The following is an 11,922-nucleotide window of genomic DNA, read 5'->3' on the forward strand; positions in this document are numbered from 1 at the left end:
AAATAATGTTAAACGGCAGCGGCACCACCAACGATCTCAGAAATTTCCTGAGTAATCGCGGCTTGACGCAGCTTGTTATAAATGAGTTGTAGGCTCTTGATAAGCTCACCTGCGTTATCAGTTGCAGCTTTCATTGCAACCATACGTGCAGATTGCTCACATGCGATGTTTTCAATCACGCCTTGATAAACCATAGACTCAATGTAACGAACCAATAAACCATTTAAAAGCTCTTCAGCTTCTGGTTCATATAGGTAATCCCAACCATATTGACGGTTAAGATTCTCTTCCGTATCAGCCGCAGCTAAAGGAACGAGTTGTTCGATTTTTTGGTTTTGAGTCATGGCATTGACAAAGCCGTTTGACACAAGATAAATACGATCTAATTCGCCTTTATCAAATGCGTCTAACATCACCTGTACAGAACCAGTTAACTGTTCAAGACTTGGTGCGTCACCTACGTTTGTAGTTGCTCCAAGTACTTTACCGCCGTAGTTTTTAAAAAACGAAACCGCTTTTTGACCAATCAAAGCAAATTGAACTTCAATTGACTGCTCTTGTTGCTGTTGAACGTGTTTAACCACTTTTTTGAACAAGTTAATGTTCAAACCACCAGCAAGGCCACGATCTGAAGAAACAATGATATAGCCAACGCGTTTTACTGGGCGTTCAACCATATAACGATGTTTATATTCAGGATTCGCTTGTACCAAATGAGCAATTACACGGTGCATATTTTCGGCATACGGACGGCCCTGAGCCATGCGCTCTTGCGCACGACGCATCTTAGAAGCTGCTACCATCTGCATCGCGCGAGTAATTTTCTGCGTGCTTTTGATACTAGCTACTTTGGCGCGAATTTCTTTTAAATTTGCCATACGCTTAACCTAGTATTCGAAAGCCCTTTCGAGCTTCCGAAGGTTGATCCGTGAACCAAACCATAACTAGATTCAACATCGTTGAATCTTAGTAAGTTTGAGTCGCTTTAAAGCTTTCAATACCTGCTTTAATTGCAGCTTCGATGTCTTTGTCGTAGTTACCAGTTGCATCGATATTTTGCATTAACGCAGCATGCTCTGAACGGAAGTAAGAGATCAACGCAGTATCAAAGTCTACGATTTTCTTCACTTCAACGTCAGCCATATAGCCTTCGTTAGATGCATAAATTGAAACTGCTTGGTCAGCAATTGAATATGGAGCATATTGTTTTTGCTTCATTAATTCAGTTACACGTTGACCATGTTCAAGTTGCTTACGTGTTGCTTCATCAAGGTCAGAAGCGAACTGAGCAAACGCAGCCAATTCACGGTATTGTGCAAGAGCGGTACGGATACCCCCTGACAATTTTTTGATGATCTTAGTTTGAGCAGAACCACCAACACGTGATACAGAGATACCCGCGTTCACAGCAGGACGGATACCTGCGTTGAATAATGATGTTTCTAAGAAGATCTGACCGTCAGTAATCGAAATTACGTTTGTTGGTACGAATGCAGATACGTCACCCGCTTGAGTTTCAATAATTGGCAATGCAGTTAATGAACCAGTTTGGCCTTTAACTTCACCATTCGTGAATTTCTCAACATAGTCAGCAGATACGCGAGAAGCACGCTCAAGTAGACGTGAATGAAGATAGAACACGTCACCTGGATATGCTTCACGACCTGGTGGACGACGAAGAAGCAATGAAATTTGACGGTAAGCAACAGCTTGTTTAGACAAATCATCATAAATGATAAGCGCGTCTTCACCGCGGTCACGGAAGTACTCACCCATTGTACAACCAGCATAAGGTGCTAGATACTGCATTGCTGCAGGATCAGCAGCAGCTGCTGCTACAACAGTGGTATACGCCATAGCGCCAGTTTCTTCAAGCTTACGTACAACGTTTGCAATTGTTGATTGTTTTTGACCAATCGCAACGTATACACATTTAATGCCTGACTGTTTTTGAGCAATGATCGCATCGATCGCCATTGCTGTTTTACCAGTTTGACGGTCACCGATGATCAACTCACGCTGACCACGACCAACAGGGATCATTGTATCTACTGATTTATAACCAGTTTGTACAGGTTGATCCACTGATTGACGCCAAATTACGCCTGGTGCTACTTTTTCAACAGCATCAGTAAGTTTTGCATCAATAGGGCCTTTACCATCAATTGGGTTACCCAAAGCATCTACTACACGGCCTAAAAGTTCTGGACCAACCGGAACTTCTAATACACGACCTGTACAACGAGCTTTTTGACCTTCTTGAAGGCTTAAGTAGTTACCTAAGACAACGGCACCCACTGAATCCTGTTCTAGGTTCAGTGCCATACCAAATAAGCCGCCGTCGAATTCGATCATTTCACCGTACATTGCATCAGCAAGGCCGTGAATACGCACAATACCGTCGGAAACCATAACAATGGTCCCTTCGTTCTTAGCGGTCGCGCTGGTGTCCAGATCGCCGATACGCTGTTTAATGAGCGCACTGATCTCGGATGGATTCAGTTGTTGCATTGCGCTATACCTCAATCTTTTTAAAGTTCAGTCTTCTGTTCGCAGTTATTTTTAACAATTACGCTAGAAGACGAGTCCGCATTTTTTCAAGCTTGCTAAGCGCAGAATCATCTATCACTTGGTCGCCTGCACGAATAACAACACCAGCAATCAATGCTGGGTTTACTTCAACTGTGATTTTCACAGCGCTGTTCAAGCGTTTTTCCAACGCATGAGCCAACTTCTGTTCTTGTACTGAGTCCAGCGGGAAAGCTGACTCAATCACAACATCTACAGTGTTGTTATTTTGCGATTTGAGTTGTTCAAATTCTGTGTCGATTTCAGGTAACAATGCTAAACGGCCATTGTCTGCAAGAAGTGTCAAAAAGTTTGACACAGCTTCAGTTTGTTCATTACCTAAAACTTTCGCAAAAAGACCAACCTGCTCAGCAGGTGTCAACTCAGGGCGATTTAAATAAGCGGAAAATGCTTCATCTTGCACCGCAGCACTGAGCAGTTGTAATGCATTTGACCAAGCGTCAGTTTCATTTTGCTCAGATGCATAAGCAAATGCTGCTTTAGCGTATGGGCGTGCCAACGTCAAGAGTTCAGCCATATTCGCCTCTCTTAAAGTTTAGCAGCCAGCTGATTCAGCATGGCATTATGAGCTTCTGCGTCAACTTGTTGGTTCAGAATTTTCTCTGCACCAGCAACTGCAAGAGCAGCAACTTGTTGACGTAATTCTTCACGAGCAGAATTGATGTCTTGGTCAACAGCATCTTTCGCTTGTTGACGAATACGCTCACCTTCAGCAGATGCTTGAGTACGCGCTTCTTCGATCAATTGTGCCGCACGACGGTTCGCTTGTTCGATCAATTGAGCCGCTTGTGCTTTCGCCGCATCAATTTCTTGCTTAACTTGTGCTTGTGCATCAGCAAGATCAGCTTTCGCTTTCTCCGCAGCGTTTAAGCCATCAGCGATTTTACGCTGACGCTCACTAATCGCATTGATTAGTGGTGGCCATACAAACTTCATGCAGAATGCGACAAATATCGCAAATGCAATCGCTTGGCCAAACAATGTGAGGTTGATATTCATTGCAAATTCCTCAAATAGTGAATTTCGGAATTAAGCTGATTAACCTACAAATGGATTAGCGAAGATGAAGAACAAGCCAATACCAACACCGATCATAGGCACAGCATCAAGAAGACCCGCGATTAAGAACATACGAGTTTGAAGTTGTGGAGCCAATTCTGGTTGACGAGCTACAGCTTCAAGGAAGCGACCGCCTAAAAGACCAAAACCAATCGCAGTACCTAAAGCACCAAAAGCGATCAAGATAGCAGATGCAATTGCAACTAGACCTAAAGTGAGTTCCATGATAATTCCTCAGAGGTTAGGTTTATACCAAATTAAATTAAAAAAATTATACCTAACCACCTGATGACAGTTAGGCAATACCATTAATGTTTTTCGCTTGCCATGCTCAAGTATACGATTGTTAGCATCATGAAAATGAAGGCTTGCAACGTAATAACAAGAATGTGGAAGATAGCCCAAGGCACAGACAACGCCCATTGGATCCAGAAAGGTAACAATGCGATCAAGATGAAGATCAACTCACCCGCATACATGTTACCGAATAATCGGAGTGCCAATGAAATTGGACGTGCAAGGAATGTTACCAATTCTAGAATCAAGTTCACTGGAATCAATAACGCTTTTGCAACTGGGTTACTTGGATTAAATGGGTTAAGTGCTAATTCACCAACGAAACCGCCGATGCCTTTTTCACGAATACTATAGAACAAGATCAAAGCAAATACAGACAATGACATACCAAGGGTAATGTTAGGATCTGTAGATGGAACAACCTTGAAGTAAACGTGGTGAGGATCCATACCAAATACGCTTGCACCAATTTGTTGCGCTAGATAAGGAATCCAGTCAACAGGAATTAAGTCCATCGCATTCATGAGGAAAATCCACACAAAAATGGTCAAGGCTAAAGGTGCAATTAAACGTGATTTACCATGAAAAGTATCACGAACACTTGAGTCAACAAACTCGATAATCATTTCGATTGCAGACTGGAACTTGGTAGGAACACCAGAGTTTGCAGCTTTCGCCACACACCAGAATATCAAACAGAAAATCAAACCAAGGCCAATTGACCAACCCATTGAATCCAAGTGAATAGCAGTGAACCCCATCTGTTGAGCTTCTGCACCATTCTCAGCCAATTTCCAAGTACCATCTGGCATTTTGCCATAGGTCATATTGGTCAAGTGATGCTTGATATACTCGGTCGAAGTCAGGGCATGTTCTTCAGCAGCCATAAATCACACCTGGTCAATGTCAAATAATAAATAGAGTTAACGAATATCGCGTGCTGCATGATATCTCGTTAATCCCCAAAAAAATTTTCAATTTCTGCTGCGCTTATACTCGTTTTTGTTGTCGTGCTACCCAAAATGGAGCAACCCACGACATCGCCTGAACGAGAATAAAACCACAAAACAATGCTACCGGGGATAACGGTTTGACATTGCTTAAAATTAAAATGAAACCAACGATCACAATTGCAAATTTGCCCATCAAGCCTCGATACATGTTCGAAAGAACCTGTTTTGAAGCACGTGCACCTGCGGCTCGAAACGACTGCCAAGAAAAATAACAACTGGCAAGCCAACATAACAGTGCACCTAATGCTGCACTTAAAGCCGCAGTCGAGTCTTTCAAGACCCACGCTACCAAGGCTGAAACAGGTATCATTAATGCTTGTAAATAGACCAAAGCTTTTGCTAATCGTCGGTCAATCAAGCGACTAGTTTGGCTCATTTTTTATCCATTCACAGCATAAATGCTTGACAAGTTTAGCTGATGATCGTTTTTAATCGCAGGCATTATAGAGTTACACCCCTGAACATGCAATCTTTTCCCGACCTTAGTCGTGTTTTTTTCGATATACAGGTTGCTTTTCATATGAGCAATTGTTGATTAATTTTTACATTATTTTCGTGCATTAAGTACGCAGGCTTGTGTCTGTTGTGCCAAAGCTTGCCATGCAACCACAAAATCTTGTTGTTTTGCTAAAGTCTCATCTACGGATTGAAAAGAAATTTCTCCCAATTTTCGATATTGACTCGGACTTGCACTGGCTTCTGCCAGTAAACACATTTTTTTGTAAGGACGCGTATCATTTAAAAACTTGATCTGTGTAACCGTCGGGGCCACATGAGGATCATCTGTCATTGCACCTGCAAATTTTAAATTGAGTGAACGTTCAAGATATTGGTATGCATCATGATATGCCCAATAGGGACGTGCAGCACCTGCCGTAGTAATTTTTTGTGAAGCAGACAACATTTCACTGGCAAACTTTTTCGCATTGTTCCAATAAACAGTTTTATTTTCAGGATGCTGTTGTGATCTCAATGCTGCAATAAAGAAGCCTATACGCACGGCATTGTTCGGGTCTAACCAAACGTGGGTATCTATAGTGTCTTTCAGTGCAACACCTTTGGGGTTTCTGAGTGGAAGTGCCTGAATGATGCCTGAGTCAAGAATGGAGATGGCTTTGGTATTGTCTCCAAGAACTTTTTCCAAAGGTGCTTCGTGTGCTTTCCCCAACCAAACCACCAATGAAGCCTCCATAATCGTCTTTCGGTTATCTGGTGTTAGCTGTACATCATGTCCTGTCTGATTTCCCAACAGTAAAATAGGTTCTTCTACCCCTTGGGTGATTTCTTTTGCGATCAGATAAATAGGATGAGTTGAGACCACCAAAGGCGCTTGAGCCCAAGTGACACTAGCAAATAATGCACATAAGCAAAAGGCGATAATGCGATTCATGGGAGTGTATTACCAAAAAAAATTTATGTTATAGTATAACAAAAGTTAAAAAATACCTACGCCATTCGTAAGTTGATAGAGCTTCATGTTAATATTTACGATTGTCTTCATTCAAATAAGAAGTTTTGAGGTCTGATATGAGCTTATGTTCACACGAACACCATGATACTTTGCATGGTGTACACGATCATCTCAATGTACAAGAGCGTTTATCAGAAGCAGAAAACCTTTGTGCCACCTCAGGCGCGCGTCTTACTCCCCTACGCAAAGAAGTACTGGAGTTGATTTTGAATGCATCAGGACCAGTGGGTGCATATGACCTTCTAGCCAAGATGAAAGGAGCCGCGGAACGTCCAGCAGCTCCTCCAACCGTATATAGAACACTCGACTTCCTCTTGGAAAAAGGCTTTATTCATCGCTTAACCTCTATTAATGCCTATATCCCTTGCTGTCATCCACGTGAAGGGCATCAAGCCGCTTTTCTGATCTGTACTGAATGTCATACAGTGAAAGAAGCTTCAGCAATAGGTTTGATTCAACAATTGAATCATTTAGCAGAGTCCGACCAGTTCAAAGCACATCATAGTATTATTGAGATTTCAGGAATATGTCAGCAGTGCTCAAGCAAAGCGTGAACACTCCCCTTGTTCAGCTAAAGCAGATCAATGTCCAGATTGATGATCGTGATATTTTAAAAAATGTAGATTTTTCACTGCAAGAAAAAGAAATTGTCACGCTCATTGGTCCCAATGGTGCAGGCAAATCCACATTGATCAAAGTTCTGTTGGGTATTTTAAAACCCAATTCAGGGAGTATTGTCAGCTCATCAAAACTGAAACTCGCCTATGTACCTCAGAAATTTAACCCCTCTCATAGTCTTCCATTAAGGGTTAAGGACCTGCTTGATCTGGAAAAATGCGATAAAGCCATTAAAGCCGAAATTATCCGCGATACGGGCATTGCAAAACTCGAAAACGCTAAAGTACAACAACTTTCTGGTGGTGAGCGTCAACGCGTTTTATTAGCACGGGCATTATTACGCCAACCTGATATTTTGGTCTTGGATGAGCCTATGCAAGGTTTAGACATCCAGTCTGAGGCAGAATTATATAGTTATGTTCGAAGCTTGCCTGAACGCTATGGCTGTGCCATCTTGATCGTCTCTCACGATTTACAATGGGTGATGCAAGGCACACAGCGTGTCATATGTTTAAACAAGCATATCTGTTGTAGTGGTTTACCAGACAGCATTCAGCAACATCCTGAGTATCGGGCTTTATTTGGTGATACCTTTGGTAAGCAACATGCCTTTTATCAACATCATCATGATCATTGTGCCCACGGTGATTCTGCCAAGACCTGTGAGCATGGTTCTCATCCTCACATTCACCCTGAACCGGAAGCTTAAACCATGATGGAATGGTTAGAATTACTCTTACCTGCATGGATCATGGGAACACTGTTGGTGTTTCTAACTGCGCCTTTAGGTTGTTTGATGCTTTGGCGGAGAATGTCCTTCTTTGCAGATACCATGGCGCATGGCACTTTGCTTGGCGTTGCCTTAGCTGCCGTTCTAAGTTTACCGCTCTGGGTTGGCGTTACCTTCACTGCGATTCTTTTAGTTGCTGTACTTTGGGTTTTACATGACCCTCGTCTGCCTAATGATGCCTTGCTTGCGTTATGTGCAGCTACCCTGCTCTGTTCTGGTCTATTACTGATTCAACACTTACCTGCTTTGCGTCCAGAGCTATTGAGCTACTTATTCGGTGATTTACTTACCATTGAATGGTCTGACTTGGCTGTTTTCGCTGCTGTGATTATAGGTGCTTTAGCAATTCTTTATTATCACTGGCAAGCACAAATACAAATTGCAATTGATCCTGACATTGCAGTGAGTGAAGGTGTCAATGCCAAATGGCAACGTTTGATTTTTATGTTGTTATTGGCATTATTTACAGTTCTTGCCTTACGTGCAGTTGGTTCATTGTTGATGGGTGCTCTTCTCGTCATCCCCGCCTTAGCCTCACGTTTGATTTCACATTCTCCTAAACAAATGGTGGTCGGTGCTTTTGTGATTGCACAAATTGGGGTGACTGTAGGCTTATGGTCGAGTGCTGCATTGAATATCTCAACAGGTTTAAGTATCGTTTTAACCATGTCCTTATTGTTTGCACTGATCTTCTGTACCATGAAAGTCAAAAAAGGGCGTTTCAACTGAATCAAGGTCATTTTACGATTCAGTTGAAATCTTATTTTTAAAGCAAGTTTTGGATAGAAACGTATAAGCCGTAAAATGCAATTGTGATTAAAATCAGCCCACAAAGTCCCAATATTTTGGGATAAATTCTACTTTTGGAGAGCTGATTAAAAGACAAGTAGACTACAGATAAAGTGAGAAAATCCAAGATAATCCATGTGATCACAAGAATAACCAAGCTCATATTCAGATCAGAGTGAACATGAATAAATTGCGGAAAGAATGATGAGAAAAAAATAATATCTTTTGGATTTGAAATACCGACCAAAAAGCCTCTCGCCAGCCCTCCGTCTACTGGTGAAAGTACAGCATTTAACGGTTGACCATGCTGAAACCAAACCTCTTTGAGTATGCCATAACCGAGATAAGCGATATAAAGGCATCCCAGAATTTTAATGATCAGGAAAAGTGTTTCATTTACACTCAGCATGCCTTTTAGAATTAAAATGGAAATTGCAATCAATACCAATGATGCAAGATTTGTTCCCACGATGGTTTGTAATGATTTGCGATAACCTCCTTTTAAACCTGCACTTGCCACCAAAATCATGACTGGTCCAGGTGTTGCAATCATAATAATTACGCTGATGGCATACAGATAAAATTCTAGATAATTCAAACGACCCTCGGCATATTAAATGTTTTATTGATTGTTATTGATTGGTAAACAGCTTAATTCATGAAATTTTATTGATGTACTAAACTTAATAAACCTGCGGCACAACTAAATAATACGGCAAAGGTGCGATTCATATACTTCTGCTGCTCGGGAGATTTAAGCAATCTCAAAACTTTTGCAGCCAATCCTGTATAGCCAGCCATCACCATTAAATCAATCGTAATCATCGTGATCGTCATAATCACATATTGAATCCATTGAGGTTTAGACAGATCTAAAAATTGAGGCAAGACAGCAAGTAAGAATACGATTGCTTTTGGATTACTGATATTGACCACAAAGCCGTAGAGAACCAACTTAGGAATGGATTTTGTCGGTTGTTCAGTTGGGATGTCTATAGATTGTGTTTTAGCTGTCCATTGCATATAGGCCAAGTAGAGTAAATAGAACACTCCAAACCATTTCACCGCAAGAAAAGCCATCGGTGTGGTGGCAAATAATACACCGACTCCAGCAGCAACAATTACAATTTGCACCAGCAATGCCAGCTGTAAGCCAATTGCATTCCAATAACCACGGCGAAAACCATAATTTAGACCACTCGACATTGACGCAATAGCGCCAGCACCAGGTGATATACTAATCACCCAACACGCCAACATATATGCAAACCAAACTTGATAGGACATAACAAAAAATAAAATATTTTGAACAAGGCATTATAGCGGTTTTAAAACGACACATTTCGATTAATTTAATTGGTAAAAAATATAAGACTTTACTATTCAGCTCTTGCCAGTTCATGCACAATAAGTAAATTGATAAATAAAAATTGAGGAGCCATCACGATATGACAGCCCAATCTGTAATTTTACCTTTACCTTCTGACCACGCGCGTTTTATCGTTTTAAATTTAAAAAATCTGTCTATTGATGGCTTAAAAAAGCGTCTCAATGCGCTATTAAGTACACGTGATCGCCTGATCACGCAACACCCCGAAGCTGAGATTAAAACCGCAATCGCTTTTGGTCCAAAACTTTGGTCAAGGCTTTATCATACTGCTCCTCTGGGATTTAAACAGTTAGAACCGATTCAAGGCGCATTTCAAATGCCCGTTGTTCCTGCTGATGTTCTGATTCACATTGCTTCTGCACGTACTGACATTTGTTTTGCACTGAGCCAATCCTTTTTTGATGGTATCCAAGATCAAGTTGAAGTTTTAGACGAACGTGTATGTTTCCGTTATCTCGATGGTCGTGACCTGACGGGATTTATTGATGGTACCGAAAACCCTCAATTTCCTGATGATCGTGCGGAGACGGCTTTATTGGGTGAAGATTCAGGTATTTTCCAAGATGGATCGTTTATTTTTGCACAGCGTTATGTCCATGAACTTGAAAAATGGAAACGTTTAAAAGTAGATGCGCAGGAAAATGTGATTGGTCGTTCTAAATTAGAAAGTATTGAGATGGACGATGAGCACAAACCTGAAAATGCCCATATTGCGCGTGTTGTTATCGAAGATGATGAAGGTGATGAATTGGAAATTCTGCGTCACTCTCTGCCTTATGGCGATGGTCAAGGTGAACAAGGCTTATTTTTTATTGCTTATACCAAAGATTTAACCCGTATTGATCGGATGTTAGTCAATATGTTTGGTACCCAAGGGGATGGAATTCATGACCGTTTATTGCACTTTGTAACCCCTGTCGATGGTGCGTACTTCTTTGCACCGAATGAAGAAGTGTTGGAAGAGATTTTGGAAGATTAAAATAGATAAGGAATAGTTCGTTATAACTATTCCTTAAACAAATTCAATGTTTTAAATCAAAAGAAAGATCTATTAATTTATGCAATTTAAATATCTTGTAAAGCTTAATTATTGAGCTGAATAAACTTGATCTAATCGTTTAAGTGCGCCTAGTCTAGCTTTATCAATATCGAGCAAACAAGACTTAAAAGTTGATTAAACAGAGTAATTTTGTCAATAATATTACTCCCTATCAACCCACAGATACCATGAAATATCTACAGCCAATGAAACACAATTTTAAAACTCATCATACCCAGGTCGATTAACATTTAATCTAAAATTCTTTTTTTCAATACTTGGTTCATTTCCCACACATTTCATTTCCTCATTTTTACTAAAATCATTATTAATAACAAAAGATTGGATACAATAGTTTTTCAATTTATTTTCATTTATATCATTAAATCTTTTGACTTGATGATCCAAGATTGGAAACTTACCTCCCATCGTAATAAATAATGTATTTTTATATTTATGCTGATTATTTTCACCACCAGATAAAAATAAAACTTGAGCGGGTCCTGAACCCTCATAATTATTAAAATTCACGGCAATTAAGCCTAGTAAATATTCTTTATTTCCTAGTTTCTTGACAGTTGTCATCAAAATTCGAGCTGGATCTTCTCCAGAATAAAATAGCTTTAAATCCTTCTGATTAACTGGGTATTTATCTAATTGAATGAATTTATCATTGATCAATAAAGTTTTGGAATCAAATGGCAATTTAATTTGCTTATATTCATTAATTAAAGGACTGGTATTCACCTGTGATTCACTCAAGTTTTGAGAATCACTGTTTAACATCTTATTTTCAGCCTTTTGACAGGCTGCAAGTGAAAATAAAATCAATAACGGGATAAACTTTTTGATGTACATAAGATGCCT

15 protein-coding genes are annotated in these 11,922 nt (G+C 40.4%); 4 read left to right on the plus strand and 11 right to left on the minus strand.

Annotation, left to right across the window (positions count from 1 at the left end; genetic code table 11):
• Positions 1 to 8: 8 nt before the first annotated feature.
• The 8 genes from atpG to OSH00_RS18435 form a co-directional block, all read right to left on the minus strand.
• Complete coding sequence (atpG, locus tag OSH00_RS18400; protein WP_196074688.1) at positions 9 to 878, minus strand: F0F1 ATP synthase subunit gamma; 870 nt, start codon at positions 876 to 878, stop codon at positions 9 to 11.
• A gap of 88 nt (positions 879 to 966) precedes the next feature.
• Complete coding sequence (gene atpA, locus OSH00_RS18405) at positions 967 to 2,511, minus strand: F0F1 ATP synthase subunit alpha (RefSeq protein WP_004831988.1); 1,545 nt, start codon at positions 2,509 to 2,511, stop codon at positions 967 to 969.
• Positions 2,512 to 2,569: 58 nt separating this feature from the next.
• Entirely contained in the window at positions 2,570 to 3,106 is a 537-nt protein-coding gene (locus OSH00_RS18410; RefSeq protein ID WP_266131632.1) for a F0F1 ATP synthase subunit delta, read from the minus strand.
• An 11-nt stretch (positions 3,107 to 3,117) separates the two neighbouring features.
• On the minus strand, positions 3,118 to 3,588 hold the full coding sequence (locus OSH00_RS18415; RefSeq protein WP_004831990.1) for a F0F1 ATP synthase subunit B: 471 nt from the start codon (positions 3,586 to 3,588) through the stop codon (positions 3,118 to 3,120).
• Positions 3,589 to 3,627: 39 nt separating this feature from the next.
• Positions 3,628 to 3,873, minus strand: coding sequence for a F0F1 ATP synthase subunit C (atpE, locus tag OSH00_RS18420; protein WP_000424060.1), 246 nt, complete (start codon positions 3,871 to 3,873; stop codon positions 3,628 to 3,630).
• Between the two features lie 83 nt (positions 3,874 to 3,956).
• Entirely contained in the window at positions 3,957 to 4,832 is an 876-nt protein-coding gene (gene atpB / locus OSH00_RS18425) for a F0F1 ATP synthase subunit A (RefSeq protein WP_004831991.1), read from the minus strand.
• A 103-nt stretch (positions 4,833 to 4,935) separates the two neighbouring features.
• The gene (locus OSH00_RS18430) at positions 4,936 to 5,334 is read right to left on the minus strand and encodes an ATP synthase subunit I (protein ID WP_005034576.1); all 399 of its coding nucleotides are present in this window, start codon (positions 5,332 to 5,334) and stop codon (positions 4,936 to 4,938) included.
• A 171-nt stretch (positions 5,335 to 5,505) separates the two neighbouring features.
• Positions 5,506 to 6,348: a metal ABC transporter substrate-binding protein gene (locus tag OSH00_RS18435; protein WP_266131633.1), complete on the minus strand. Its 843-nt coding sequence runs from the start codon at positions 6,346 to 6,348 to the stop codon at positions 5,506 to 5,508.
• Between the two features lie 137 nt (positions 6,349 to 6,485).
• Between OSH00_RS18435 and OSH00_RS18440 the strand changes: the two genes are divergently transcribed.
• The 3 genes from OSH00_RS18440 to znuB are packed head-to-tail and all read left to right on the plus strand — an operon-like array spanning position 6,486 to position 8,566.
• Positions 6,486 to 6,983, plus strand: a complete 498-nt coding sequence (locus OSH00_RS18440; RefSeq protein WP_004831994.1) for a transcriptional repressor — start codon at positions 6,486 to 6,488, stop codon at positions 6,981 to 6,983.
• Positions 6,956 to 7,756 (plus strand): zinc ABC transporter ATP-binding protein ZnuC, encoded by an 801-nt coding sequence (gene znuC / locus OSH00_RS18445; RefSeq protein ID WP_266131634.1) that lies wholly within the window; start codon positions 6,956 to 6,958, stop codon positions 7,754 to 7,756. Before OSH00_RS18440 ends, znuC begins: the two co-directional genes overlap by 28 nt.
• 3 nt (positions 7,757 to 7,759) lie before the next feature.
• Positions 7,760 to 8,566, plus strand: a complete 807-nt coding sequence (znuB, locus tag OSH00_RS18450; protein WP_196074692.1) for a zinc ABC transporter permease subunit ZnuB — start codon at positions 7,760 to 7,762, stop codon at positions 8,564 to 8,566.
• A gap of 37 nt (positions 8,567 to 8,603) precedes the next feature.
• Here znuB and OSH00_RS18455 read toward each other — a convergent pair whose 3' ends face one another.
• Together OSH00_RS18455 and OSH00_RS18460 are read right to left on the minus strand one after the other, a co-directional pair.
• On the minus strand, positions 8,604 to 9,224 hold the full coding sequence (locus tag OSH00_RS18455) for a LysE family translocator (protein ID WP_266131635.1): 621 nt from the start codon (positions 9,222 to 9,224) through the stop codon (positions 8,604 to 8,606).
• A gap of 68 nt (positions 9,225 to 9,292) precedes the next feature.
• Positions 9,293 to 9,913, minus strand: a complete 621-nt coding sequence (locus tag OSH00_RS18460) for a LysE family transporter (protein WP_266131636.1) — start codon at positions 9,911 to 9,913, stop codon at positions 9,293 to 9,295.
• Positions 9,914 to 10,074: 161 nt separating this feature from the next.
• Between OSH00_RS18460 and OSH00_RS18465 the strand changes: the two genes are divergently transcribed.
• A complete protein-coding gene (locus OSH00_RS18465; RefSeq protein ID WP_266131637.1) occupies positions 10,075 to 10,995 on the plus strand; it encodes a Dyp-type peroxidase in 921 nt (306 codons plus the stop codon).
• 279 nt (positions 10,996 to 11,274) lie between these two features.
• On the opposite strand, the gene OSH00_RS18470 is transcribed toward OSH00_RS18465, so the two are convergent.
• The gene (locus OSH00_RS18470) at positions 11,275 to 11,913 is read right to left on the minus strand and encodes a hypothetical protein (RefSeq protein WP_266131638.1); all 639 of its coding nucleotides are present in this window, start codon (positions 11,911 to 11,913) and stop codon (positions 11,275 to 11,277) included.
• Positions 11,914 to 11,922 lie beyond the last annotated feature (9 nt).

The organism is Acinetobacter nematophilus, assembly GCF_026344175.1.
Classification (GTDB): domain Bacteria; phylum Pseudomonadota; class Gammaproteobacteria; order Pseudomonadales; family Moraxellaceae; genus Acinetobacter; species Acinetobacter nematophilus.